Annotated in this window: 22 protein-coding genes, 1 tRNA gene, 1 pseudogene and 2 riboswitches; of the genes and pseudogenes, 5 read left to right on the top strand and 19 right to left on the bottom strand. The window is 69.9% G+C overall.

The window, feature by feature from the left end:
- Positions 1–108 precede the first annotated feature (108 nt).
- From RYJ27_RS07350 to thiC, 3 genes are all read left to right on the top strand, one after another.
- Positions 109–408, top strand: a complete 300-nt coding sequence (locus RYJ27_RS07350) for a hypothetical protein (RefSeq protein WP_330169689.1) — start codon at positions 109–111, stop codon at positions 406–408.
- Positions 405–563 (top strand): hypothetical protein, encoded by a 159-nt coding sequence (locus RYJ27_RS07355; protein WP_330169690.1) that lies wholly within the window; start codon positions 405–407, stop codon positions 561–563. The genes RYJ27_RS07350 and RYJ27_RS07355 overlap by 4 nt, the downstream gene beginning before the upstream one ends.
- A 93-nt stretch (positions 564–656) precedes the next feature.
- A riboswitch (TPP riboswitch) is annotated at positions 657–766 on the top strand.
- On the top strand, positions 762–2,501 hold the full coding sequence (gene thiC / locus RYJ27_RS07360; protein WP_330169691.1) for a phosphomethylpyrimidine synthase ThiC: 1,740 nt from the start codon (positions 762–764) through the stop codon (positions 2,499–2,501). (Overlaps the previous riboswitch by 5 nt.)
- 70 nt (positions 2,502–2,571) lie before the next feature.
- Here the strand turns inward: thiC and RYJ27_RS07365 are convergent, their stop codons facing one another.
- The 5 genes from RYJ27_RS07365 to thiO all read right to left on the bottom strand — a co-directional run bounded on the left by RYJ27_RS07365 (position 2,572) and on the right by thiO (position 7,489).
- Positions 2,572–3,873 carry an ISL3 family transposase gene (locus tag RYJ27_RS07365; protein ID WP_330169692.1) on the bottom strand — a complete coding sequence of 434 codons (1,302 nt, stop codon included), beginning with the start codon at positions 3,871–3,873 and terminating at the stop codon, positions 2,572–2,574.
- A gap of 245 nt (positions 3,874–4,118) precedes the next feature.
- Complete coding sequence (gene moeB / locus RYJ27_RS07370) at positions 4,119–5,291, bottom strand: molybdopterin-synthase adenylyltransferase MoeB (RefSeq protein ID WP_330169693.1); 1,173 nt, start codon at positions 5,289–5,291, stop codon at positions 4,119–4,121.
- Positions 5,288–6,007: a thiazole synthase gene (locus RYJ27_RS07375; RefSeq protein ID WP_422732889.1), complete on the bottom strand. Its 720-nt coding sequence runs from the start codon at positions 6,005–6,007 to the stop codon at positions 5,288–5,290. The genes moeB and RYJ27_RS07375 overlap by 4 nt, the downstream gene beginning before the upstream one ends.
- A 55-nt stretch (positions 6,008–6,062) precedes the next feature.
- Positions 6,063–6,302, bottom strand: a complete 240-nt coding sequence (gene thiS, locus RYJ27_RS07380; protein WP_330169695.1) for a sulfur carrier protein ThiS — start codon at positions 6,300–6,302, stop codon at positions 6,063–6,065.
- A complete protein-coding gene (gene thiO / locus RYJ27_RS07385) occupies positions 6,299–7,489 on the bottom strand; it encodes a glycine oxidase ThiO (protein ID WP_330169696.1) in 1,191 nt (396 codons plus the stop codon). Before thiO ends, thiS begins: the two co-directional genes overlap by 4 nt.
- 51 nt (positions 7,490–7,540) lie before the next feature.
- Here thiO and thiE point away from each other — a divergent pair.
- A pseudogene (gene thiE / locus RYJ27_RS13525) lies at positions 7,541–8,205 on the top strand (thiamine phosphate synthase).
- Between the two features lie 123 nt (positions 8,206–8,328).
- Positions 8,329–8,437: riboswitch (TPP riboswitch) on the bottom strand.
- A gap of 141 nt (positions 8,438–8,578) precedes the next feature.
- Here the strand turns inward: thiE and RYJ27_RS07400 are convergent.
- From RYJ27_RS07400 to RYJ27_RS07430, 7 genes are all read right to left on the bottom strand, one after another.
- A tRNA-Gln gene (locus RYJ27_RS07400) sits at positions 8,579–8,650 on the bottom strand.
- A 70-nt stretch (positions 8,651–8,720) separates the two neighbouring features.
- Complete coding sequence (gene gltX, locus RYJ27_RS07405; protein ID WP_330169697.1) at positions 8,721–10,247, bottom strand: glutamate--tRNA ligase; 1,527 nt, start codon at positions 10,245–10,247, stop codon at positions 8,721–8,723.
- 68 nt (positions 10,248–10,315) lie between these two features.
- Complete coding sequence (locus tag RYJ27_RS07410; RefSeq protein WP_330169698.1) at positions 10,316–11,563, bottom strand: MFS transporter; 1,248 nt, start codon at positions 11,561–11,563, stop codon at positions 10,316–10,318.
- Complete coding sequence (locus RYJ27_RS07415) at positions 11,556–12,320, bottom strand: fumarylacetoacetate hydrolase family protein (protein WP_330169699.1); 765 nt, start codon at positions 12,318–12,320, stop codon at positions 11,556–11,558. Before RYJ27_RS07415 ends, RYJ27_RS07410 begins: the two co-directional genes overlap by 8 nt.
- A gap of 168 nt (positions 12,321–12,488) precedes the next feature.
- Positions 12,489–13,595, bottom strand: coding sequence for a branched-chain amino acid aminotransferase (locus RYJ27_RS07420; protein ID WP_330169700.1), 1,107 nt, complete (start codon positions 13,593–13,595; stop codon positions 12,489–12,491).
- A gap of 54 nt (positions 13,596–13,649) precedes the next feature.
- Positions 13,650–14,702 (bottom strand): 3-isopropylmalate dehydrogenase, encoded by a 1,053-nt coding sequence (locus RYJ27_RS07425; protein WP_330169701.1) that lies wholly within the window; start codon positions 14,700–14,702, stop codon positions 13,650–13,652.
- A 7-nt stretch (positions 14,703–14,709) separates the two neighbouring features.
- Positions 14,710–16,260, bottom strand: coding sequence for an MFS transporter (locus RYJ27_RS07430; RefSeq protein WP_330169702.1), 1,551 nt, complete (start codon positions 16,258–16,260; stop codon positions 14,710–14,712).
- A gap of 93 nt (positions 16,261–16,353) precedes the next feature.
- On the opposite strand from RYJ27_RS07430, the gene RYJ27_RS07435 reads away from it, so the two are divergent.
- A complete protein-coding gene (locus RYJ27_RS07435) occupies positions 16,354–16,899 on the top strand; it encodes a TetR/AcrR family transcriptional regulator (RefSeq protein WP_330169703.1) in 546 nt (181 codons plus the stop codon).
- A gap of 120 nt (positions 16,900–17,019) precedes the next feature.
- On the opposite strand, the gene serA is transcribed toward RYJ27_RS07435, so the two are convergent.
- The 7 genes from serA to ilvD form a co-directional block, all read right to left on the bottom strand.
- The gene (gene serA / locus RYJ27_RS07440; protein WP_330169704.1) at positions 17,020–18,624 is read right to left on the bottom strand and encodes a phosphoglycerate dehydrogenase; all 1,605 of its coding nucleotides are present in this window, start codon (positions 18,622–18,624) and stop codon (positions 17,020–17,022) included.
- Between the two features lie 150 nt (positions 18,625–18,774).
- Positions 18,775–19,113: a bacitracin resistance protein gene (locus RYJ27_RS07445; protein ID WP_330169705.1), complete on the bottom strand. Its 339-nt coding sequence runs from the start codon at positions 19,111–19,113 to the stop codon at positions 18,775–18,777.
- Positions 19,110–19,658 (bottom strand): DNA polymerase III subunit gamma/tau, encoded by a 549-nt coding sequence (locus tag RYJ27_RS07450; protein ID WP_330169706.1) that lies wholly within the window; start codon positions 19,656–19,658, stop codon positions 19,110–19,112. The genes RYJ27_RS07445 and RYJ27_RS07450 overlap by 4 nt, the downstream gene beginning before the upstream one ends.
- A gap of 109 nt (positions 19,659–19,767) precedes the next feature.
- Positions 19,768–20,793, bottom strand: coding sequence for a ketol-acid reductoisomerase (ilvC, locus tag RYJ27_RS07455; RefSeq protein WP_330169707.1), 1,026 nt, complete (start codon positions 20,791–20,793; stop codon positions 19,768–19,770).
- 84 nt (positions 20,794–20,877) lie between these two features.
- Positions 20,878–21,387, bottom strand: a complete 510-nt coding sequence (gene ilvN, locus RYJ27_RS07460; protein WP_330169708.1) for an acetolactate synthase small subunit — start codon at positions 21,385–21,387, stop codon at positions 20,878–20,880.
- A 2-nt stretch (positions 21,388–21,389) separates the two neighbouring features.
- The gene (locus RYJ27_RS07465) at positions 21,390–23,195 is read right to left on the bottom strand and encodes an acetolactate synthase large subunit (RefSeq protein ID WP_330169709.1); all 1,806 of its coding nucleotides are present in this window, start codon (positions 23,193–23,195) and stop codon (positions 21,390–21,392) included.
- A 48-nt stretch (positions 23,196–23,243) separates the two neighbouring features.
- Positions 23,244–24,965 carry a dihydroxy-acid dehydratase gene (gene ilvD, locus RYJ27_RS07470; RefSeq protein WP_330169710.1) on the bottom strand — a complete coding sequence of 574 codons (1,722 nt, stop codon included), beginning with the start codon at positions 24,963–24,965 and terminating at the stop codon, positions 23,244–23,246.
- Between the last annotated feature and the right edge of the window lie 9 nt (positions 24,966–24,974).

Raw genomic sequence — 24,974 nt, forward strand, 5'->3', positions numbered from 1 at the left:
TGCGCCCACCAGTTCCGACGGTACGTCGAATACCGAGCTCGTCTCGCCCGGAATCTCCTCGCCGTCGGCCATCCACTGATACGAGTAGGAGTCGGCGACCGGATCGGCGTGCCCGGAGATCGCCGCCGTCAGGGTGGCGCCCACCGACGGCTCTCCCCCGACGATGACCTCGCCCACACCCTCCACGGCAGCGTCCAGAGCGCCTTCATCGTCCTCGAGGCCCGGCTCGGGTCCGTTCTGCCGCGCCTCGGAGAGCGGGAGGCGGACGAGGTCGGCGCGATCGTGCAGGACCTGGCGCGCTTGCGCGACGGGGAGATCCGCACCCTGTCCGCGGCGCTCGCGCTCAAGCACGGCGGGGCGAGCGAGCTCGCAGTGCGGTCTCGGCCGAGGGACGAGAGGTCACGGTGACGGTCGACAACAACGGCGACGCGCCCCCCGCGGCCTTCGAATCGTCCGGACTCGCCCGCCTTCGGCAGAACCTCCCGTTGGCGGAGGGCCGGATCACGCTGTCACCGGGCGGTGACCTCGGCGGCGCCCGGCTGCGCGCGACGCTGACCGTCTGATTCGGAATCGTGCGGCTGTTCGCCGGCCTCATCCGCCCCACGCTCCTTGCGTCCCGCCGGGGTGCTCGCGTTCGCGCGGTCCGATAAGGTGGTCATCATCCACACGGGAGCCCTTCGCAGGGGCTGAGATCGGGCTGACGCGGCCCGCGACCGTTCGAACCTGTCCGGGTAATGCCGGCGAAGGAAGTAGGACTTCTGATGACCGATTCATCGCACTCGCTCGCCTATCTGCATGACGAGGAGCACGGCATCCGTGTACCCGTCACGATGATCGCGCTCGAGGACTCCCCCGGTGCCGTCCCCAATCCACCGCTGACGGTGTACCGCACTGCCGGGCCCGGCAGCGACCCGCTGCAGGGGCTGCAGCCCGTGCGAACCTCGTGGATCGAGGCGCGCGGCGACACCGAGGCATACGACGGTCGAGAGCGCAATCTGCACGACGACGGACGGGCGGCGCTACGCCGCGGGGTTGCGTCGGCGGAGTGGCAGGGCGCGAAGCGTCGCCCCCGCCGCGCTCTGCCGGGGAGAACGGTCACCCAGATGCACTATGCCCGCGCCGGGATCGTCACCCCCGAGATGCGCTTCGTCGCGCTGCGGGAGAACTGCGATGTGGAGCTGGTGCGCTCTGAGCTCGCCGCGGGCCGGGCCATCATCCCGAACAACATCAATCATCCCGAATCCGAGCCCATGATCATCGGGAAGGCGTTCCTGGTGAAGATCAATGCGAACATCGGCAACTCCGCGGTGACCAGCTCGATCGCCGAAGAGGTGGACAAGCTTCAGTGGGCGACGCGGTGGGGCGCCGACACGGTCATGGACCTGTCCACCGGCGACGACATACACACCACGCGGGAGTGGATCATCCGCAACTCGCCGGTGCCCATCGGCACCGTGCCGATCTACCAGGCCCTCGAGAAGGTGGACGGCGACGCGAGCAGGCTCACGTGGGAGATCTTCCGCGACACGGTGATCGAGCAATGCGAGCAGGGTGTGGATTACATGACGATCCACGCCGGCGTGCTGCTGCGCTACGTGCCGCTCACCGCTGATCGAGTTACCGGCATCGTCTCGCGCGGCGGGTCGATCATGGCCGGGTGGTGCCTGGCGCATCATCGGGAGAACTTCCTGTACACGCACTTCGACGAACTGTGCGAGATCTTCGCTCAGTACGACGTCGCATTCTCCCTCGGCGATGGACTGCGGCCGGGGTCGACGGCCGACGCGAACGACGCCGCGCAATTCGCCGAGCTCGACACTCTCGCCGAGCTGACGAAGCGGGCGTGGGCATACGACGTGCAGGTCATGGTCGAGGGGCCGGGGCATGTCCCACTCCACCTGGTGCGGGAGAACGTGGAGCGGCAGCAGGAACTCTGCGACGGTGCACCGTTCTACACTCTCGGGCCTCTGGTAACGGATGTCGCGCCCGGTTACGACCACATCACGTCGGCGATCGGGGCGACCGAGATCGCCCGATACGGCACAGCGATGCTCTGCTACGTGACGCCCAAAGAGCACCTGGGTCTGCCCAACAAGGACGATGTCAAGACGGGGGTGATCACGTACAAGATCGCGGCGCACGCCGCAGACCTCGCCAAGGGCCACCCCGGCGCGAACGAGCGCGACGACGCCCTGTCGAAGGCGCGCTTCGAGTTCCGCTGGCGGGATCAGTTCGCCCTCGCCCTGGACCCCGTCACGGCGGAGCAGTTCCATGACGAGACGCTGCCGGCGGAACCGGCGAAGACGGCGCACTTCTGCTCGATGTGCGGGCCCAAGTTCTGCTCGATGCGCATCTCCCAGGACATCCGCGACCGGTTCGGCGACATGTCCGAGCAGGAGCGGATCGTCGGCATGCGGGAGAAGTCCGCGGCTTTCCGGGACTCCGGTGGGACGGTGTATCTGGAACTGCCCTCCGTGCGCGAGCAGGCCAGCCGGCCGTGACCGCCCGCGTCTTCGCCGAGTACATCGGCGGGATGCTGGAGCGCCCTCGCGCCAAAGAGGCTCTTCGGAATCAAGGGTGTAGCGAGGGTCTGAAACCTCCGGCCTCGAGCAGGCTCCTGGCTGTGTAGTTCGCGAGGTTGCGGAAGCCGAGCGCGGAGCCGCGGAGATGCTCGAGTCGGCCGTTGATCGCCTCTGTCGGACCGTTGCTCGTGCCGGGCAGGTCGAAGAACGCGAGGACGTCCGCGGCGCGCTGCTTCAACGTCCGACCGAGCCGGCGAATCTCGGCCAGCATCGCGGGGACGCCGCTGCTGACGGAATCGATCACCGACCGCATCATCTCCTTCGCCTTCTTCTTGTCGGGTTCGCGGTAGGCGGCGACGATGCGCTGGTAGATGCCCCAGGTCGCTTCGACCTCGACGTGCTCCTCGACCGCGAACACCGCGTCCAGCCGTGCGGTCTGCTTCTCGGTGAGGAAGCTCACGCCGGTGTGGAGGGTGCGGCGGACCCCGTAGAGCGGGTCCCCGGCGTGACCGCGGTGCCCGAGAGTGTCCTGCTGAACCCTCTGCCGGGTCCGGTCCAGGGCGTCACCGGCGAGCCGGACGACATGGAACGGATCCATCACCGGGACCGCGTCGGGGAGTTCCTCGGACGCGGCGGTCTTGAACCCACTGAACCCATCCATCGCGACCACTTCGATCTGCTTCGACCACTCCTTGGGCCGGGCGGCGAGCCACTGCTTGAACACCGCCTTCGACCGACCCTCGACCATGTCCAGCAGCCGTGCGGGACCTGTCTTGTTGCGGGCGGGCGTGAGGTCGATGATCACGGTCACGTACTTGTCACCGAACCGGGTGTGACGCCAGACGTGCTCGTCGACGCCGATCGTGGTGACGCCGTCGAACCTGGCCGGATCGTCGATCAGCCGCCGCTTGCCCTCGGCGAGGATCGCGGTGTTCGCGGTGTGCCACGACACACCCAGGCCTGCCGCGGCGCGGGAGACGGTGAGGTGGTCGACCACGATCGCCTTCAGCGCCCACCCGACCCCGCCGCGGGAGATCTTCGCCCGCGGCGCCGCCGCGTTCGTCGTGTCCTGCCGCCAGGTGCGGCGGCAGTGGCCGCACCGGTAGCGGCGCACCCGCACCAGCAGCGTCGTGGGCCGGTGACTGAACGGCTCGTGCGCGAGCGGACGCGTCACGGTGTCGCGCGGCACGCCCTCGGCGCCGCACTTCCGACACCACGGGTCATCGTCAACGACGCGGCACTCGAGTACCGCCCGGTCGGGCTCGATCAACTGGCCGATGGCTTCGAGGCCGAGCTCATCGAGACGGCAGAACGTGGTCAGGTCAGGGGTCGCGAACGTAGGGTGGTGCAAGTCGAGGTCTTCCGGCAGATGGGCAGTGTGAGAACTTCCATCCTGGAAGACCTCGACGTCTATCCACGAACCAGCCGCCGACCCTCGACTACACCCTCAACTGCGAAGAGCCGCCAAAGATCCCCTGGTGCGGTGACCGACGAACGCCGTCGTCACCGACGTCACCGCGAACGCCCGCCTCGCCATCGGCGCCTCCCCGCGATGGTCGACATCCCCATCGCTGGGAGGCGTTCAGGTCGAGGTCGTCAGTGCGACTGGAGGGCCCATCGGTCGAATCCCCCGTCGAGGACACGCACATCCGGGTGCCCGGCGGCCAGGAGAAGTGCCGCGGCGGCACGCGCACGCGGTCCCGCCTTGCAGTAGACGATGATCGGACGATCGTCGGGAAGCGCGACGAAGCCGGGCCCGTCGGCTCTCAGCCGACTGAGTGGCGCGGAGCGAGCGCCCGAGATGTGTTCTCGGGAGTATTCGTCGGCCTCTCGGACGTCGAGAAGTTCGAACGGCGCCCCACCCGACGAGCGCTCTCCCAGCGCATTGCTCAGCGTTTCGACGTCGATGAGTGCGTTCCCCGGATCCTGATCACTGCACGAGTCCCCCGGAAACCGGTCGCCGGTTACCGCTCCCGCACCGCGGTCGGGGTCGGGGTCGGGTACGACCATGAACTCCCGCCACGTGGCGTCCGCGAGGTCGAAGGTGGCGAGTCGCCCGAGCAGGGTTCGCCCCGTGCCGGTGATGAGCTTGATCGCCTCGGCGGCCATCAGCGAGCCTGCCACGCCGCAGAGAACACCGAACACGCCTGCTTCGCCGCACGAGGGGGCGGACTCGCGGGGAGGTGCGTCCGGGTAGAGGTCGCGGTACGTCGGGCCGTGAGTGCTCCAGAACACACTGACCTGGCACTGAAATCGAAGGATCGACCCCCACACGCACGGCTTCCCGGTCACCGTCGCGGCATCCGAGACGAGGTAGCGGGTAGCGAAGTTGTCCGTCCCGTCGACGACGACGTCGTATTCCTCGAACAGTCCCGTAGCGGACTCCCTCGACAGTCGCAGCGGGTGGGTGCGCACCTTCACCCGCGGGTTGACCGCGGTGACGGCGTCGCGTGCGGAGTCGATCTTGAGGCGGCCGATGTCATCGACGCCGTGCACGATCTGACGCTGGAGGTTGCTCGCCTCCACGACGTCGTCGTCCGCGACCCCCAGCGTGCCGACCCCGGCAGCGGCGAGGTAGAGGAGGATCGGGGAACCGAGCCCGCCGCCGCCGATGACCAGCACACGCGCGTTCTTCAGCCGCCGCTGCCCCGCGACCCCGATCTCGGGGAGCAGGATGTGGCGGGAGTACCTGTCGATCTCCTCGGGCTCCAGTCCCGGAGCCGGCGCGACGAGCGGCGGCAGCGAGGCGCCGTGCGGTGTCGGTGTCATAGGTCGGGCCGTCCTTCCATGGCCGAGGAGGCTCGGGCCGCGGTGCGCCGCGGGATCCGGCCCGACAGGCGGGCGAGTCGACCGGCGATCACGGCGTGGCGGAAGGCCGTCGCCATGCCGACCGGATTTTGCGCGCGCGTGACCGCTGTGGCCAGCAGTACGGCGTCGCAGCCGAGCTCCATGGCGAGGGCTGCGTCGGATGCCGTGCCGATCCCTGCATCCAGCACGATCGGAACGCTGGCGCGTTCGACGATGAGAGAGATGTTGTGCGGATTGAGGATGCCGAGTCCCGTGCCGATAGGGGCACCCAGGGGCATGACCGCGGCGGCGCCGAGCTCTTCGAGCCGCAGGGCGAGTGCCGGGTCGTCGTTGGTGTACGCGAAGACGACGAAGCCCCGTGCGACGAGCTCCTCTGTGGCCTGGGCGAGCTCGGCTCCGTCGGGAAGGAGGGTGTCCTCGTCCGCAATCACCTCGAGCTTGATCCAGTTGGTCGACAGCGCCTCGCGTGCCAGTTCTGCGGTGAGCACCGCCTCCCGTGCGGTGAGGCATCCTGCCGTGTTGGGAAGCAGGCGGATGCCCTCGTCGCTCAGCAGCCGGAAGAGAGAGCCGGTCGTCGACGGCTCGTGCCGGCGCATCGAGACGGTGGTGAGTTCCGTGCCCGAGGCCCGCAGCGCCTCACCGACACCGGCGTGGCTGGGTGCGCCGCCGGTCCCCATGATCAATCGTGAGCCGAGAGCGACGCCGTCGATGTGCAGAGTGTCGGTGGCCACCTCAGCCTCCCTGCGTGGCGCTGACGATCTCGACCGCGTCGCCCTCGGCGAGACGCTCGTGCGCCCACCGTGCGCGAGGGACGACGACGGAGTTGACGGCTACGGCGATGCCCAGAGTCGTGCCGGCGGGGAGGGCTCCGTCCGCCCCGATCCGAACGCCGAGGATCCCTTCCACCACGTCTGCGACCGACTGCGGAGCGGACGTGTGACGAGGTTGGCCGTTGACGGTGATCGTTGTCATCGGTGGGTCCCTTCTGCCGTTTGATCGGCCTGAGTGGTGAATCGATCGGGACGGAACGCGTCCCAGCGGTGATCGGGGTGGCCGTCGATGAGACCCAGGACGATATCCGCCGCGAGCGGCGCGAGAAGGACCCCGTGGCGGAAGAAACCCGTCGCCACGGTCAGTCCGGCCACGGCGGCGCCGCCTCGGCCCAGAACGCGCCCCAGGAGGGGTGCATTGTCCGGCGTGCCCTGTCGCGCCCTGGCCGTCGCCTCGATCAGCGACAGCTCCCCCACCGCCGGCACCACCTGCTGTGCATCCCGAAGGAGCCGGTGAACGGCCCCCGCGGACACCGCATCCACTCCGTCCTCGCGCTGCGTCGCACCGACGACGAGGGTGCCGTCGGCGCGGGGTACCAGGTAGACGCTCTCGCCGTGGACGAGGGCGCGTACCGTGCTGTGAAGCAGCGGCCGGAGCCGGTCGGGCACCCGGAGCCTGAGGATGTCGCCGTACACGGGTCGCAGCGGCAGGTCGAGACTCCCCGGAACCCCGTCGACGACGCTCGCTCCAGCACCGTTGGCGAGCACGACCTCCGCCCCGACGACCTCCGTCCCATCCGAGAGCCGGACGCCGATGACAGGTGAGTCGTCGTCCGCCCGGTCACGATGCAGCAGCGCTACCGCCTGCTCACGCGCGATACCCACCTGACGCCCTTCCCCGTCCTCCCTCTGGAGCCGGTCGAGCAGGCTGGCCGCGAGCATCCGCGGGTCGACCTGGTGGTCGCCCGCCACGCGGTAGACGCTGCTCACCCGCGGTCCGAGCAGCGGTTCGCGAGCGCGCGCATCGCGCGTCGTCAGCGGCTCGACGTCGAGCTGAGCACGACGGTGCGCGGCGTGGAGATCGGCCAGGGCCTGACGGTCCCCCTGATCGACACCCACCAGCAGCGTCTCCGTGCGGAGGTAGCCTGCCGCCCCTTCGACGAGTTCCAACTCGCGGATGAACTCGGGGTAGCGTGCGGCGGACTCCCGCATCGCCGGAAGGAGCGCGTCCTCCTGGTAGGAGTACTCGCTCACCGGCGCGAGCATGCCCGCCGCCGCGAACGTCGCACCCTGGGCGGGGGCGGGGTCGATCAGCAGCACGGAGCGTCCGGTCTGCGCCGCGCGCCAGGCGATGCTCAATCCGATGACCCCGCCGCCGACAACGATCACCTCGGCGGTGGGCCGGCCGCGGCGGGCCGGATCCGCCGATAGGGTGAGCCGATGTCCATCGCCGCTGCACGCCTCTATCTCTGCACCGACGCGCGAGCTCGTCAGGGCGACTTCGCCGATTTCGTGGATGCGGCGTTCGCGGGCGGCGTCGACATCATCCAGTTGCGCGACAAGTCCTTGGAGGGCGGCGAGCAGCTCGACTTCCTGCGCATCCTCGCCGACGCCGCGGCCCGTCACGACGCGCTCTGGTCGGTGAACGACCGCGCCGACGTCGCGCGCGTCACCGGCGCCCCCGTCCTGCACCTCGGTCAGAAGGACCTTCCCGAGCGGCTCGCCCGGACGGTCGTCGGACCGCGGACGATCCTGGGCAAGTCCACCCACACCCCCGAGCAGATCGACGCCGCCGCCGCCGCGGACGACCTCGACTACTTCTGCGTCGGGCCCGTCTGGGCGACACCGACCAAGCCCGGCCGCGCTGCGGTCGGGACCGGGCTCGTCCGCTACGCGGCGGGCATCGGCACGCGGCGGGCATCGGCACGCGGCGGCCGTGGTTCGCCATCGGCGGCATCGATACGTCGAACATCGAGGAGGTCGTCGCCGCAGGCGCAGAGCGTGTCGTCGTCGTCCGCGCGATCACCGATTCCGACGACCCCGCCGGCAGTGCGCGACGACTCCGCGCCGCGCTGCCCGGGATCGTGCCACCCGGGGCTCCCTGATATCTCGGCGTGGCGCGCGACGCGACTTCCGTTCGGGTGAGCCATGCCCGGCGCCTACTGCTCGCGCAGCGCGCGGTGGTCGTGACGTCGGTGCGCACGAACGCGCGATGAATGGACGGACTCCATGGGGCGACTCCTACTTCCTTCGCCGGCATTACCCGGACAGGTTCGAACGGTCGCGGGCCGCGTCAGCCCGATCTCAGCCCTTGCGAGGGCACCCGTGTGGATAGCCGCAACCCTACCGCAGTCGCGCGACGTCAGTCCTCCAGCCCCGCGCCACCGGTCCGCCCCCGTCGGCCTGCCGGGACGAAGCTCCCCCACCGACGGGAGCGCAAACGACAAAACCCCCGAACTATCGGGGGTTTTCGTCTTGCTGGGGTACCTGGACTCGAACCAAGAACAACTGAACCAGAATCAGCCGTGTTGCCAATTACACCATACCCCAAGGGGTGTCGGCCGAAGCCGTACCGAGGGTCAAGTCTAGTCGACCGGCAGACCCACACCAAACCGGCGCCCTACCGGGCGCGCCGCTCCACGAGCGCAGCGAGGCGTCGAAGCGTCTCCGCCTTGCCAAGCAGCTCCATCGACTCGAAGAGCGGCGGCGAGACGCGGCGACCGGTCAACGCGACGCGCGGCGGCCCGTACGCCACGCGCGGCTTCAGGCCAAGGCCCTCCACGAGCGCGCTCGCGAGCGCCTCCTGCACGGCCGCCGCCGTGAACTCCGACTCCGGCACCACCTCGAGCGCGCCGACGCACGCCACGAGCACCTCGTTCGCGTTCTCGGGCAGGCCCTTCAGCGCGTCCTCGTCATATGCGATCTCGTCGACGAAGAGGAAGCCCAGCATCCCCGGCACGTCGCCGAGCAACTGGACGCGCTCCTGCACGAGGGGGGCGGATGCCGCGATGAGCGCTCGCTGCGCCTCGGTCGGCGGCTGCGCCACGAGGCCGCCTGCCACGAGGTACGGGACGATGCGCTCCGCGAAGTCGTCGGGGTCCAGCATCCGGATGTGGTCGCCGTTGATCGACTCCGCCTTCTTCTGGTCGAAGCGCGCGGGGTTGGGGTTGACGTCCGCGATGTCGAAGGCGGCGATGAACTCGTCGAGCGAGAAGACGTCGCGGTCCGGAGCAATCGACCAGCCGAGCAGGGCGAGGTAGTTGAGCAGGCCCTCGTGGATGAAGCCCTTCTCGCGCTGCAGGAACAGGTCGGCCCGGGGATCGCGCTTGGAGAGCTTCTTCGTCCCGTCGCCCAGCACGAGCGGCATGTGGCCGAAGCGCGGGATGAACGTCGTCACGCCCGCGTCGATGAGGGCGCGGTACAGCGACAGCTGCCGGGCCGTCGAGGGCATGAGATCCTCGCCGCGCAGCACGTGCGTGATGCCCATGAGCGCGTCGTCGACCGGGTTGACGAATGTGTAGAGCGGGATGCCGCCAGCGCGGACGATCACGAAATCCGGGAAGGATCCCGCCGGGAAGGTCACCTCGCCGCGGATGAGGTCGTGGTACGTGACGTCCTCGTCGGGCACGCGCAGGCGCCAGGCGGGCTCCCGCCCCTCGGCGCGGAACGCCGCCTTCTGCTCCTCGGTGAGGGTGCGGTCGAAATTGTCGTAGCCCAGCTGCTTCGCGCGCCCGTTCGCCTCGTTGCGGGCGTCGATCTCCTCGGCCGTCGAGTAGCTCTCGTATACGGCGCCCGCCTCGATGAGCTTGTCGAGCACCTCCCGGTAGATCTCGTGCCGCTGCGACTGCCGGTAGGGCGCGTGCGGTCCGCCCTTCTCGACGCCTTCGTCCCAGTCGATCTTGAGCCAGGTGAGCGCGTCGAGCAGCTGGCGATAGCTCTCCTCGCTGTCGCGCGCGGCATCCGTGTCCTCGATCCGGAAGACCATCGTGCCGCCGTGGTGACGCGCGTACGCCCAATTGAACAGCGCGGTGCGCACGAGACCCACGTGCGGCAGGCCCGTCGGCGAGGGGCAGAAACGAACACGGACATCCGCACCGACCGCGGTGGTCGTGGGATACGGGGTGGGGGCAGCGGGGGCGTCAGACATGGCCGCTCCAGCCTAGTCGCGCACGGGGTGCGCGACGGATGCGCGAGCCCTCGGACGGTGGGCGGCGGTCAGCCCCGCGACGCAGGCCGCCAGACGACCAAGAGACCGACGACGACCGCCGCGACGGCGAGGATCGAGACGAGGGCGAGCCCGCTGTAGCCAATCCAGCCCAGCACGACTCCCGCCGAGATCGCTCCGCCGGCCCCCACGAGGTTCATCGTCAGGTCACTGCGACCCTGGCGACGCGTGCGCAGCTGCTCCGCCGTCGCCTCCGTCAGCAGGGCGGACCCCGCCACGGTCGCCGCGCTCCAGCCGAGCCCCAGCAGGACGAGCGAGACGGTAACGGCCGCCTGCGCCTCGGCCCAGAGCCACGCCGTCAGGAGGGACGCCAGCAGCAGCGCCTGCCCGATCGCGACCGTGTGGACCCGGCCCAGGCGGTCGGCGAGGACGCCGAAGATGGGACTCAGCGCGTACATGCCCGCGATGTGGAGGCTGATCGTCAATCCGATCACCGTCAGCGCCGCGCCGTGGTGCTGCAGGTGCACCGGCGTCATCGCCATCACCGCGACCATCACGCCGTGGCTTGCCGCGATGGCGAAGATGGCGAATCGCGCCACGCTCGGCCGATCGGGATGCATGACCGCTCCCGCGGCCGAGTCGGCGGGGGTGTCCGCACGCAGGCGATCCGCGAGCATCAGCGGGTCGGGCCGCAGGGCGACGAGATACAGCCCGATGGCGAGCAGCTGGGCGACGATCGTGAAGACGTAAGGCCCCGTCAGCGGCGGCATCCCGAACACCGCCCCGATGCCCTCCCCCGGACCGACGAGGTTGGGGCCCAGCACGGCGCCAACCGTGGTCGCCCATACGACGATCGACAGGTCGCGCCCGCGGGTGCGGTCGGTGGCGAGGTCGGTTGCGGCGAATCGTGACTGCAGATTGGCGGCCTGACCGGCCCCGATGAGCGCGAAGGCGACGAGGAGAAGCGGGAACATGCGGGTGGATGCCGCGGCGATCACGAGGGCGACGCCGACGAGGGCGATCCCCATGCCCGAGGTGAGGGAGATCCGTCGGCCGCGCCGTCGTGCGAGCGCCGCGAGCGGGATGGCAAGCGCCGCCGCCCCGAGGGTGACGGCGGCCGCGGCGAGACCCGACAGCGCGTCGTCGCCGGAGATATCCGCCGCGAGCACGGCGCCGAGCGCGATCGTGGCGCCGAACGCGACACCGCCCAGCACCTGCCCGAGCGAGAGCACCCACAGGATTCGCACCCGTGCGGCGGCGACGACCGATGCGGCGGTCGTCGCCGGACCCTCAGGCATCCCGTACGGGATTGCGCAGGAGACCGAGCCCGGGGATCTCGATCTCGACGACGTCGCCCGCCACGATCGGGCCGACGCCCGCCGGCGTGCCCGTCATGATCAGGTCGCCCGGGAGGAGCGTGAACGCCGCCGAGGCGTACGCGATCACCTCGGCGACCGAGTGGATCATGTCCGAGACGGGACCGTCCTGCTTGACCTCGCCGTTCACGCGGGTGACGATCCGCGCCTGCGCGAGGTCGAGGTCGGTCTCGATCGCGGGACCGATCGGGCAGAAAGAGTCGAACCCCTTGGCGCGTGCCCACTGTCCGTCGGACTTCTGCAGATCGCGCGCGGTCACGTCGTTGCCGATCGTGTATCCGAAGACGTAGCCCGCGGCATCCTCGACCGAGACGTTGCGCGCGACGCGGCCGATCACCGCGACGAGCTCGCCCTCGAAATCCACGCGCTCACTGATGCCCGGGCGCACGATCGCATCGCCGGGACCGATCACCGAGGTGTTGGGCTTGAAGAAGAGCAGGGGCTCCGCGGGGGCCTCGTTGCCGAGCTCCGCCGCGTGATCGCGGTAGTTGCGACCGACGCCGACCACCTTCGAGCGCGGGATCACGGGAGCCAGCAGCTGCACCTCACCCAAGGGGACGCGCTGGCCCGTCGTGTCGAAACCCGCGAAGAGGGGGTCGCCCGCGAGCACGACGATGTCGGTCTCGTCGACCACGCCGTAGCGGATGGACTCTTCATGGCTGAACCGCACGATCTTCACCCGGACAGCCTACTGTCGACGCTTCGGCGGGCTACCGCAGCGCGCTTCCTGGCCAACAACAGGAGAACGCCCCGGAACAGGACGATCTGCGGAGGATCCCCCTGTTTTCGGGCGTTCGCCTGCGTTCGCGCGGGGGGAACCCCGAAGAACGGGCCCGCGGCGGACGCGTCAGGCGTCCAGGCGCATCAGCCAGCCGTGCTTGTCCTCGCGCCGGCCGTACTGGATGTCGGTGAGCTCCTCGCGCAGCGAGAGCGCCAGCTCCCCCGTGGGCTGCTCGTCGAAGAAGTCGCGGCCCTTCAGCATCCCGATCGGGGTCACGACGGCGGCGGTGCCGCAGGCGAACACCTCGACGATGTCGCCGGATGCCACCCCCTCGCGCCACTCGGCGAGCGAGACCGCGCGGCCCTCGACCTTGTGCCCGCGATCGCGGGCGAGCTGGAGGATGGAGTCGCGCGTGATCCCCTCGAGGATCGACGGCGACTCGGGCGTCACCAGCGTGCCGTCCTTGTGGACGAACACGACGTTCATCCCGCCGAGCTCCTCGACGTTGCGGTCGGCGTCGAGGAAGACGACCTGGTCGCACTCGTTCTCGTACGCCTCGGACTGCGGCAGCAGGCTCGCAGCGTAGTTGCCGCCGGTCTTCGCCGCACCCGTGCCGCCCTTGCCCGCCCGCGCGTAGTCCTCGCTCAGCCAGATCGACACCGGCTGCACTCCGCCCTTGAAATAGGCGCCGGCGGGAGAGGCGATGACGTAGTAGGCGACCTTGTGCGCGGGACGCACACCGAGGAACGCCTCCTTCGCGAACATGAACGGCCGCAGGTAGAGGCTCTGATCCGCGCCCGAGGGCACCCAGTCGCCGTCGACGGAGATCAGCGCGCGCAGCGACTCGATGAAGTACTCCGCGGGCAACTCCGGCAGCGCGAGCCGGCGCGCCGAGCGCTGGAGGCGGCGCGCGTTCTGGTCGGGGCGGAAGGTGTGGATCGACCCGTCGGCGTGACGGTACGCCTTGATGCCCTCGAAGATTTCCTGGCCGTAGTGGAGCACCGAGGCCGCCGGGTCGAGGCTGATCGGGCCGTAGGGCTGGATCCGGGGGCGATGCCAGCCACCGCGCACCGACCAGCAGATGTCGACCATGTGATCGGTGAAGCTCGAGCCGAAGCCGGGGTTGGCGAGGATCTCCTCGCGCTGGGCCGGGGACTTCGCGGCGAGGTTCTTCGTGACGGCGAACTGCAGCGGCGTGAGTCCGGTGTCGGGGTCGGAGTCGATGAGGGTCATGGCTGTCCTGACGGTCGGTAGGTGGACGGCGCCCGCGTCGCCCTGGGCTCCAGGTTACGCCTGCAGCCGGGCGGCGATCGCGTCGCCGATCTCGCTCGTGGTGCGTGCGGCGCCGGTGCGCGCCGCGATGTCGGCCTCGACGGCGCGGGTGACGCGGGAGGCCTCCTCGGCGAGGCCGAGGTGATCGAGCAGCAGGGCCACGGAGAGGATCGCCGCCGTCGGGTCGGCCTTCTGCTGCCCGGCGATGTCGGGCGCCGATCCGTGCACCGGCTCGAACATCGAGGGGAACGCGCCGTCGGGGTTGATGTTCCCGGATGCCGCGAGACCGATCCCCCCGGTGATCGCACCGGCCAGATCGGTCAGGATGTCGCCGAAGAGGTTGTCGGTGACGATGACGTCGAAGCGGGACGGGTTCGTGACCAGGAAGATCGTGGCCGCATCGACGTGGAGGTAGTCTACGGCGACATCCGGGTGTTCCGCGGCAACGGCCGCCACGACGCGCTGCCAGATCGATCCCGCGTGAACGAGCACGTTCGTCTTGTGCACCCACGTCAGCTTCTTCGAGCGTTTCTCGGCGAGGTCGAACGCGTGACGCACGACCCGCTCGACGCCGAAGGCGGTGTTGACCGAGACCTCGGTCGCCACCTCGTGGGGGGTTCCGCGGCGCAGCGCACCGCCGTTGCCGACGTACGGACCCTCGGTGCCCTCGCGGACGACGACGAAGTCGACCGCGCCCGCGTCGGCGAGCGGCCCCGGCACCGAGGGATACAGAACCGACGGACGCAGGTTGACGTAGTGGTCGAGCTCGAACCGCAGCTTGAGCAGCAGACCGCGCTCGATGTTGGCGCCCTTCAACCGAGGATCGCCCGGGACCCCTCCGACGGCACCCAGCAGGATCGCGTCGTGGCCCTTGATGGCCGCCAGGTCCTCGTCGGTGAGCGTGTCGCCCGTCTCGAGGAAACGACCGGCGCCGAGCGAGAACCGCGTCTTCTCGACCGTGACCTCCGTGCCGGCCACCGCGGCATCCAGCACCTTCTCGGCTTCCGTGACGACTTCGGGACCGATGCCGTCACCGGGGATGACGGCGAGTGAGACGACGCGCGACATTGTGCAGTTACTCCTGGGGGACGATCCGGCGGGACCCTCCCAGGCTAGCGGCCGCGACGATGGCCGCGAGCACGATCAGGCCCGCGCCGATGAGCGACGTGATCACGACTCCCCCGTCGAAGGCGTGGGCCGCGGCGTCCCGGAGCTGGGCGCCCATCGCGGGCTCGAGCGAATCCGCCGCGTTCACCGCTCCCGCGAGCGTCTCGCGTGCCGCATCGGCGGCGACGGCGGGGATGCCGACGGGCAGATCCAGCGCGGCGCGGTAGTACGCCGTCAGGATGCCGCCCATGATGGTCGTGCCGAGCACCGCGCCCAGCTCGTACGCCGTCTCGGAGACGGCGCTCGCCGCTCCCGCCTTCGCGGCGGGCGCGCTCGAGAGGATCAGCTCGTTCGACACCGTCTCGGCCATGCCGATGCCCGCCCCGAGCGTCATGAACGCGACGATCAGCATCGACAGGCTCTGCGCGTCCGTCGTCAGAGCGACGATCAGGTAGCCGAGCACCGACAGCGAGAGCGCGGCCGGCACGAGGATGCGGGCCGGGAATCGACGGGCGAGCGGCACGACGCCGAGACCGGCGGCGATCATGACGGCGAGGCCCGGCAGCAGCGCGATACCCGCCTCCATGGGGCTGAGCTCGAGGACGAGCTGCAGGTGCTGCGCGACGAAGTAGAGGAAGCCCACCAACCCGATGACGCTCAGGAGGTTCACCAGGACCGCACCGCTGAAGGTGCCGCGGCGGAAGAGCGCCATGTCGAGCATGGGGTCGGCCGCGCGCAGCTGCCGGCGCACGAAGAGCGCCCCGGCGACGGCGCCCAGGGCGAGCAGCCAGGGGGCCGGTCCCGTGAAACCCTCGACCGCGAGGGACTTGATCGCGTACACGACGGGCACCATGGTCGCCAGCGACAGCAGGATGCTGATCGGGTCGATACGCCCGGGGCGGGGGTCGCGGCTCTCGGGGATGAGCAGCGGAGCGGCGACGAGGAGCGGGATGAGCACGGGCACCGCCAGCAGGAACACCGAGCCCCACGCGAAGTGCTCGAGGAGGAACCCGCCCACGATCGGCCCCAGGGCCATGCCGGCGCTGAACCCCGCGGCCCACACCGCGATCGCGAGTCGGCGCTGCTCCCGGTCGCGGAAGATGCTGCGCAGCAGCGACAGCGTCGAGGGCATGAGCATCGCCCCGAAGACGCCGAGACCCGCGCGGGCGGCGATCAGCAGCTCCGCCGTCGGCGCGAAGGCGGCCAGCACCGAGAGGATGCCGAACCCCGTCGCACCGATGAGGAGCAGGCGGCGGCGGCCGAAGCGGTCGCCCAGCGTCCCCATCGTCACGAGCAGGCCCGCGAGCACGAGCGGATAGGCGTCGATGATCCACAGCTGCTGCGCGCTCGTGGGCGCGAGATCCAGCGCGATCTGCGGCAGGGCGAAGCTCAGCACCGTGTTGTCGACCGAGACGAGCAGCACGGGGAGCATGAGCACGGCCAGCGATACCCAGCCGCGCCAGCCGACGCGCTCGGAGGCGCCGGACGCGAGGGAGGTGTCGATCGTGTGAAGAGCCATGATTCCGTCGTTCGTTTGTAAACCGTCCAGTCGGTACAGTATCAGGATGACCTCCCCCGCGTCCACGCCGCCACGGCGGATACGATCGAGACCATGAGCCGACCGCCGCGCGCCCGCGAGAGCGTGCTCGACGCCTTCGAGACCCTCGTCATCGACGAGGGCGAGCGCGCCGCCACGCTGGATGCCACGGCGCGCGCAGCCGGCGTCTCGAAGGGCGGACTGCTCTACCACTTCTCGTCGAAGGACGCCCTCGTCGAGGGGCTGCTCGAGCGGCTGCGGGTGCTGTCCGCCGACGACATCGAGCAGATCAAGGGCTCCCCCGAAGGCCCCGTCGCGGCCTTCATGCGCACGTCGATCATGACCGACTCCCCGCTCGACCGTGTGATCGTCGCCGTCTCCCGCCTCGCGCAGAACGGTCATCCCACGGCGGGCGCCGCGATCCGCGAGCTGCGCGTGCTGTGGGAGGACGCGCTGCGCCCTCACGCCCGCGACGAGACCGCGCTGCAGCTGATCATGCTCGTCAGCGACGGTCTCTACTTCAACAACGCCCTCACCGTCGGATCCGTGTCCGGCCCGGTGCCCGAGGGCGCCGAGCTCGACGCGCTCATCGCGCTCGTGGAGTCCTCCGCCGGGCGCTGACCCCGGCATCCACTGCCTCCGTCACCGTGCGAAACACCACATCCGCGGCGAGCCACCACGTGCCGTTTGGTGCGTCGGCGCGGAAGTGGTGTCTCGCGGGCGGGGAGGACGCGGGGTGCGTCAGGCCTCGGTGATCTCGATCTGGCGGAACAGATCGGCGCCCACGGCCTCGCGCAGCTCGTCGAGGATCTGCTCGGGCACCTGGCTGTCGACCGTGAGCACGGAGAGGGCGCGCCCACTGGCGTCGGGGTGGGCCACCTGCAGGCTCTCGATGTTGATCTGCGCATCGCCGAGCTTCTTGCCGTAGATCGCGACGATCCCCGGGCGGTCGGCGTACCGCATCACCACGTGGTGGCGCGCGATCGGCACCTCGATCTCGTAGCCGTCGATCGAGACGACCTTGGGAACCATGCGCGTGCCGGCGAGCGTGCCCGCCACCGTCAGGACGCTCCCGTCGGCCAGCGAGCCGCGCAGCACCGTGATGTTGCGGTAGAGCGGGCTCTCGGACTCGACGATCATGCGGGTCTCGATGCCGCGCTGTTCGGCGAAGAGCGGAGCGTTCACGTACGAGACGTTCTCGCTGACGATGTTCGTGAAGATCCCCTTGAGCGCCGCGAGCCGGTACACGCTGACGTCGTAGGCCGCGAGCTCGCCGCGCACCTCGATGTCGAGGCTCGTGAGAGCGCTCGGCGCGAGCGCCGCGAAGAACTGGCCGAGCTGCTCGACGAGCGCGATCCCGGGGCGCACGAACGGGTCGATCACGCCGCCGGCGACGTTCACGGCATCCGGGACGAGGTCGCCCTCGAGCGCGAGCTTGACCGACTTGGCGACCGAGACGCCCGCCTTCTCCTGGGCCTCCTCCGTGCTGGCGCCGAGGTGCGGCGTCACGACCACGTTGGGAAGCGAGAGCAGACGGCGGGCCGGCGAGTCCTCTGCCGGCGGCTCGGTGGAGAAGACGTCGAGACCCGCACCGGCGATCTGGCCGGTCGTGAGAGCGGTGTACAGCGCCTCTTCGTCGACCAGGCCGCCGCGAGCGACGTTGACGACGAAGGCGGAGCTCTTCATGGCGGCCATCTGCGGCGCGCCGATCATCCCCGTGGTCTCGGGTGTCTTCGGCATGTGCACCGTGACGAAGTCGCTCTCGCGCAGGACGTCGTCGAACGAGAGCAGCTCGACCTGCAGGTGCTGCGCCCGCGCCGGGGTGACGTAGGGGTCGTAACCGACGACCCGCACGCCGAAGGCCCGCAGGCGCTCGGCGACGAGCGCGCCGATGCGGCCGAGTCCGAAGATTCCCACCGTCTTCTCGTAGAGCTCGGTGCCCGTGAACGAGCTGCGCTTCCACTCTCCGGCGGAGAGCGAACCGTGCGCCGCGGGGATCCGACGGGCGAGGCTCAGGATGTGACCGACGGTCAGCTCGGCCGCCGAGATCACGTTCGAGGTGGGCGCGTTCACGACCATGACGCCCGCGGCCGTTGCGGCCTTGATGTCGACGTTGTCGAGACCGACCCCGGCACGCGCGACGACCTTAAGGGCCGGGGCCGCCGCAAGGGCCTCCGCATCGACCTTCGTCGCGGAGCGCACCAGTACCGCATGCGCCTCCCCGAGCGCCGCGAGCAGCGCGGCGCGGTCGGTTCCGTCGACGTATCGGACGTCGAAATCGGGACCGAGCGCATCGATCGTCGCGGGCGAGAGTTCTTCGGCGATCAGCACGACAGGCTTCGTCACGGGGATCCTTCGGGACGCACGCCGGCGGGTGAGCGCGGCGCAGGGCGGTGCAGGGATGCCGCGCCGCACGCCAAGGGGGCGAGGCCTAATGAGCCTATCGGCTGCGCCGGGGGGCCGTTGACCGTGTGACGCAGCGCGTGCGACGCGGCCTCATCCGATCACGGCCGAGGTGTTCAGACTCGTGTAGGCGACGACGTTGAGCCAGAACACGCCCACCAGCGCCAGCCCCGTGAGCAGGACGAGCGCGTAGGTGCCGGGGCCGCGGCGCCACGAGAGCGCGAAAGCACACGCGAACACGATGGCCGGCATCAGGATCGCGAAGATCCAGATCAGCCAGCCGAGGCCGTTCAACCCGATCTGAGCCGCCGCCACGGTGTTGCCGACCGCCTGCCAGATCGCGTAGGCGTAGAAGAGGCCGAGCACTCCCCCGATAGCGACGAGGATCCACACCGGGGTGCGGCGCCGGTCGTCCGATCCCACTGCGCTCATGCGCCCACCGCTCCGATCATGATGAAGGGCCACGGCACGAGGAGGACCGCTCCCGCGGTCAGCCACGCCCAGCGCGCCCATGCTCGACCGCCGCGCGTGGCGAACAGGACGGTGCCGAACCAGATGAGGGGCGCCGCCGCGGCGAGCCACAGCGCGCCCTGGTACATCGCGTCGGTAACGAGCACCCGGTACTGCCCCTGGAGCCGCAGGCCGCCGACGAGCCAGCCCACGGCGAAGAGCAGGTACACCCCGCCCAGCACGCCGAGCGCGACGAGGGACGCATTACCGAGCCCTGCCGGCTCCTCCGCCTCGGCGGGCGCCGCGGCATCCACCGGGCTCTCCTCGGCGGGCCCCCGGTCCCCGGCGCCGTCGGCGCTCGCGGCACCGTCGCTCCCCGTGCCCACTGCACGCCAGCCGGCGGGCAGCTCGTCCTCGGGGGCGGCCGGCGAGGCGGACCGGACGGCGTCCTCCCGGGGCGAGGTGACGAGCGTGGGGTCGTCGTCGCCGTCCCAGGAGAGTGCGTCGTCCTCGCGTCCGGTGATCACGGATCCAGCGTAGCCCGCAACGACAGACCCGGCCGCCCCGCCCCTTGATGCGGGGACGGGACGACCGGGCGAAAGCCGTGCCGGATGGGAACGGCTGGTCAGTGTCGGATCAGCGCGCGGCGGATCCCTCGACGTAGTCGGAGTCCTGTTGCTTCCACGCGAACAGCGCCCGAAGGTCCTTGCCGACCGCCTCGATGGGGTGCGACGCGGCCTTCTCGCGCAGCTCCCGGAACTCCACGGCACCGTTGTCCTGGTCGCCGATGAAGCGCTCCGCGAAGGCGCCGGAGCGGATGTCGGCGAGCACGCCGGCCATGTTCTCCTTCACGTGCGGGTCGATGACGCGGGGGCCCGACACGTAGTCGCCGTACTCCGCCGTGTCGGAGACCGACCAGCGCTGCTTCGCGATGCCGCCCTCCCACATCAGGTCGACGATGAGCTTGAGCTCGTGGAGCACCTCGAAGTACGCGATCTCGGGCTGGTAGCCGGCCTCGGTCAGCGTCTCGAAGCCGTACTGGACCAGCTGCGACACGCCACCGCAGAGCACCGCCTGCTCGCCGAAGAGGTCGGTCTCGGTCTCCTCGGTGAAGGTGGTCTTGATGACGCCGGCACGGGTGCCGCCGATCGCCTTCGCGTAGGACTTGGCGATGTCCCAGGCCTGGCCCGACGCGTCCTGCTCGACGGCGATGATGTCGGGGATGCCGCGGCCCGCGACGAACTCGCGACGCACGGTGTGTCCGGGCGCCTTGGGCGCGACCAGGATGACGTCGACGCCCTCGGGTGCCTCGATGTACCCGAAGCGGATGTTGAACCCGTGCGCGAACGCGAGGGTCTTGCCCGCGGCGAGATTGTCCTTGATGTGGTCGTTGTAGATCGAGCGCTGGTGCTGGTCGGGCGCCAGGATCATGATGAGGTCGGCCCACGCCGCGGCATCCGCGACGCTCTTGACCTCGAACCCGTCCTCCTCGGCCTTGGCCGTGGACTTCGAGCCGTCCTTGAGGGCGATGACGACCTCGACGCCCGAGTCGCGCAGGTTCTGCGCGTGAGCGTGGCCCTGCGAGCCGTAGCCGACGATCGCGACCTTCTTGCCCTGGATGAGCGAGAGGTCGGCGTCGGCGTCGTAGAAGATCTCTGCCATGGGGTTTTCTCCTTGATTCGGAAGCGGTGGTCGTTACGTCTCGCCGCGCTCGCCCAACGACCGGTGGGCGGGCGGCGCGGATCCTCAGCCGCGAAGGACGCGCTCGGTGATGCTCTTGCCGCCGCGGCCGATCGCGAGCTGGCCGGACTGCGCCAGCTCCTTCACCCCGAAAGGCTCGACGGCACGCAGGAAGGCCTCGACCTTGCCGCGGTCGCCCGTGACCTCGATCACGAGGGCATCCGCCGCGTAGTCCACGATCGACGCGCGGAACAGATTGACGACCTCGATGACGTTGGAGCGCGTCGCGTTGTCGGCGCGCACCTTCACCAGCATGTGATCGCGCAGCACCGACGAGGCGGGGTCCAGCTCGACGATCTTGATGACGTTGACAAGCTTGTTGAGCTGCTTCGTCACCTGCTCGAGCGGCAGCTGATCGACGTCGACGACGACCGTGATGCGCGACAGGCCGGGCACCTCGGTCACCCCGACGGCCAGCGATTCGATGTTGAAGCCGCGGCGGGCGAACAGCCCCGCCACGCGCGTCAGCAGACCGGGCTTGTCCTCCACGAGGAGGCTCAGGACGTGCGTGCTCACGATCAGTCCTCCTGCTCGCCGAAGGACGGCGAGTGCTCGCGGGCGTACTGGACGTAGCTGTTGCTGACGCCCTGCGGCACCATCGGCCACACCATGGCGTCGGCACTCACGACGAAGTCGATGACGACCGGGCGGTCGTTCGTCTCCAGGGCCGTGCGGATCGCGGCATCCACGTCTTCTTCCCTCTCGACCCTCAACGCGAGACAGCCGTACGCCTCGGCGAGCTTGACGAAATCCGGGATCCGGATCGAGTCGTGCCCGGTGTTCAGGTCGGTGTTGGAGTAGCGACCGGAGTAGAAGAGCGTCTGCCACTGGCGCACCATGCCGAGCGAGGAGTTGTTGATCACGGCAACCTTGATCGGGATGTTGTTGATCGCGCAGGTCGCGAGCTCCTGATTGGTCATCTGGAAGCAGCCGTCGCCGTCGATCGCCCAGACGACGCGTTCCGGCTCGGCCACCTTCGCGCCCATGGCTGCGGGGACCGCATAGCCCATCGTGCCGGCGCCGCCCGAGTTGAGCCACGCGTTGGGGCGCTCGTACTTGATGAACTGCGCCGCCCACATCTGGTGCTGGCCGACGCCCGCGGCGTAGACGCCCTCGGGGCCGGTGAGCTCGCCGATGCGCTGGATCACGTACTGCGGGGCGAGCAGCCCGTCGCTCGTGGGCGAGTATCCCAGGGGGAATTCCTCACGCAGCCCGTCGAGGTACGACCACCACTCGGAGATGTCGGCGCGGCCCTCGGTCGTGGCGCCCGCGAACGCCGCGTCGAGGTCGACGAGGACGTCCTTCAGGTCGCCCACGATCGGCACGTCCGCCGTACGGATCTTGGAGATCTCGGCCGGGTCGATGTCGACGTGCACCACCTGCGCCTTGGGGGCGAACAGCGCCGCCTTGCCGGTCACGCGGTCGTCGAAGCGGGCACCGAGCGAGACCAGCAGGTCCGCCTCCTGCAGGGCGAGCACCGCCGGCACCGTCCCGTGCATGCCCGGCATGCCGAGGTGCTGAGGGTGCGAGTCGGGAAAGGCGCCGCGGGCCATCAGGGTGGTCACGACCGGCGCACCGGTCGCCTCGGCCAGGCGCAGCAGCTCCTCGGCCGCCCGCGCTCGGACCACCCCGCCCCCGACGTACAGCACCGGCTTGCTCGCGGTCGCGAGGAGCTGGGCAGCCGCCTGGATCTGCTTGCCGTGGGCCTTCGTCACGGGGCGGTACCCGGGAAGGTCGATGCGCGGAGGCCAGACGAAGGGCGCCTCGGCCTGCTGCGCGTCCTTCGTGATGTCGACGAGCACGGGGCCGGGCCGGCCGGTGGAGGCGATCTCGAACGCCGCCGCGATCGCGCCGGGGATGTCCTCGGCCGTCTTGACGAGGAAGGAGTGCTTCGTGATCGGCATCGTGATGCCGACGATGTCGGCCTCCTGGAAGGCGTCCGTCCCCATCAGGTTGCTGAAGACCTGACCGGTGATGGCCACGATGGGGACCGAGTCCATGTAGGCGTCGGCGATCGCCGTGACGAGGTTGGTCGCGCCGGGGCCCGACGTCGCGATCGCGACGCCCACCCGGCCGGATGCCGCGGCGTAGCCCTCGGCGGCGTGCCCTGCGCCCTGCTCATGCCTCACCAGGATGTGGCGCACTCCGGTGGAGTCCATGAGCGGGTCGTAGACGGGCAGGATCGCCCCGCCCGGAAGGCCGAAGACATCGGTGACGCCGAGCAGCTCCAGTGAGCGGACGACGGCCTCGGCGCCCGTGAGCACGGGCGCGGATGCGGTCCGGGCGGGCGGCCGGGGAACGGCCGTGGCGGATTCGGCGGGCATGGTGGGATTCCTCTCCGCGAGAGATCGAGCGGGATGGGGTGGCCGCGGTTACCCCGTGACGGCGCCTTCCGCGGCGGAACGCACGAGCTTGGAGTACTTGGCCAGAACGCCTCGGGTGTAGCGCGGGGGCAGGGGCTCCCAGCCAGAGCGGCGGGAGCTCAGCTCTGCCTCATCGACGAGTAGGTCGAGAGTGCGAGCCGCGATATCGACCCGTATCAGATCACCATCGCGCACGAAGGCGATGGGACCGGCGTCCACCGCTTCGGGTGCTATGTGGCCGATGCACAGGCCGGTTGTGCCGCCTGAGAATCGTCCGTCTGTCAAGAGTAGTACATCTTTCCCGAGACCCGCGCCCTTGATGGCGGCCGTGATGGCGAGCATCTCGCGCATCCCCGGACCGCCCTTCGGGCCCTCGTACCGGATGACGACGACGTCGCCGGCCGAGATCTCCCCCGCCTCGAGGGCGTCCATCGCGGCGCGCTCTCGCTCGAACACGCGGGCCGGACCCTCGAACACGCTCGCGTCGAAGCCAGCGGTCTTGACGACGGCGCCGTCGGGCGCGAACGAGCCGTGCAGGATCGTCAGCCCGCCGGAGGCGTGGATGGGGTCGTCGAAGCGGTGGATGACCGTGCCGTCGACGGGGTCGGGGTTCAGGTCGGCGAGGTTCTCGGCGAGCGTCTTGCCCGTCACGGTGAGGGCGTCGCCGTGCAGCAGGCCCTCATCCAGCATCGCCTTCATGACGACCGGGATGCCGCCGTGGCGGTCGACGTCGTTCATGACGTACTTGCCGAACGGCTTCATGTCGGCCACGTGGGGGACCTTGTCGCCGATGCGGTTGAAGTCGTGCAGGTCGAGGTCCACCTCGGCCTCGTTCGCGATCGCGAGCAGGTGGAGCACGACGTTGGTCGAGCCGCCGAGGGCCATCGCGAGGGCGATGGCGTTCTCGAACGCCTCCTTGGTCAGGATGTCGCGCGTCGTGATCCCCTGGCGCAGCAGGTTCACGACCGCCTCGCCGGAGCGGTGGGCGAAGTAGTCGCGGCGGCGGTCGGCCGAGGGCGGGGCCGCGGAGCCGGGCAGGCTGAGGCCCAGGGCCTCCGCGACGGAGGCCATCGTGTTGGCCGTGTACATGCCGCCACAGGCACCCTCGCCGGGCGCGAAGGCGCACTCGATGCGCTTGAGGTCGGCCTCGCTCATGCGGCCCGACAGGCACGCACCGACACCCTCGAACGAGTCGATGATCGTGATGTCCTTCTCCGTGCCGTCGCTGAGCTTGACCCAGCCCGGCGCGATCGAGCCGGCGTAGAGGAAGACGCTCGACAGATCGAGGCGGGCGCTCGCCATCAGCATGCCGGGGATCGACTTGTCGCAGCCGGCCAGCAGGACGCTGCCGTCGAGACGCTCGGCCATCATGACGGTCTCGACGGAGTCGGCGATGACCTCGCGCGAGACGAGCGAGAAGTGCATGCCCTCGTGACCCATCGAGATGCCGTCGGAGACGGAGACGGTGCCGAACTGCAGCGGATATCCGCCACCCGAGTGCACTCCCTCCTTCGCACCCTGCGCGAGGCGGTCGAGGCTCAGGTTACAGGGGGTGATCTCGTTCCAGCTCGACGCGATGCCGATCTGGGGCTTCTCCCAGTCCGCATCGCCCATTCCGACCGCGCGCAGCATCCCGCGCGAGGTGGTGGCTTCGATGCCGTCGGTCACGACACGGCTGCGGGGCTTGATGTCGACGGGCGCGCTGGAAGACGGGTCAGAGGGGTGGGCCATGCCCAAAGT

It is taken from the genome of Microbacterium limosum, from assembly GCF_036324365.1.
In the GTDB taxonomy this organism is placed as follows: domain Bacteria; phylum Actinomycetota; class Actinomycetes; order Actinomycetales; family Microbacteriaceae; genus Microbacterium; species Microbacterium limosum.

Excerpts from the sequence above, each read along its gene's own strand:
- RYJ27_RS07435 (WP_330169703.1), top strand. The coding sequence starts at position 16,354 with ATGAGCCGACCGCCGCGCGCCCGCGAGAGCGTGCTCGACGCCTTCGAG.
- moeB (WP_330169693.1), bottom strand. The coding sequence starts at position 5,291 with ATGACACCGACACCGCACGGCGCCTCGCTGCCGCCGCTCGTCGCGCCG.
- RYJ27_RS07465 (WP_330169709.1), bottom strand. The coding sequence starts at position 23,195 with ATGCCCGCCGAATCCGCCACGGCCGTTCCCCGGCCGCCCGCCCGGACC.
- RYJ27_RS07445 (WP_330169705.1), bottom strand. The coding sequence starts at position 19,113 with ATGAGCGCAGTGGGATCGGACGACCGGCGCCGCACCCCGGTGTGGATC.
- RYJ27_RS07420 (WP_330169700.1), bottom strand. The coding sequence starts at position 13,595 with ATGACCCTCATCGACTCCGACCCCGACACCGGACTCACGCCGCTGCAG.
- RYJ27_RS07375 (WP_422732889.1), bottom strand. The coding sequence starts at position 6,007 with ATGGGGACCGGCGGCGCACCCAGCCACGCCGGTGTCGGTGAGGCGCTG.
- RYJ27_RS07410 (WP_330169698.1), bottom strand. The coding sequence starts at position 11,563 with ATGCCTGAGGGTCCGGCGACGACCGCCGCATCGGTCGTCGCCGCCGCA.
- thiC (WP_330169691.1), top strand. The coding sequence starts at position 762 with ATGACCGATTCATCGCACTCGCTCGCCTATCTGCATGACGAGGAGCAC.
- ilvC (WP_330169707.1), bottom strand. The coding sequence starts at position 20,793 with ATGGCAGAGATCTTCTACGACGCCGACGCCGACCTCTCGCTCATCCAG.
- RYJ27_RS07425 (WP_330169701.1), bottom strand. The coding sequence starts at position 14,702 with ATGTCGCGCGTCGTCTCACTCGCCGTCATCCCCGGTGACGGCATCGGT.
- thiS (WP_330169695.1), bottom strand. The coding sequence starts at position 6,302 with ATGACAACGATCACCGTCAACGGCCAACCTCGTCACACGTCCGCTCCG.
- gltX (WP_330169697.1), bottom strand. The coding sequence starts at position 10,247 with ATGTCTGACGCCCCCGCTGCCCCCACCCCGTATCCCACGACCACCGCG.
- RYJ27_RS07430 (WP_330169702.1), bottom strand. The coding sequence starts at position 16,260 with ATGGCTCTTCACACGATCGACACCTCCCTCGCGTCCGGCGCCTCCGAG.
- ilvD (WP_330169710.1), bottom strand. The coding sequence starts at position 24,965 with ATGGCCCACCCCTCTGACCCGTCTTCCAGCGCGCCCGTCGACATCAAG.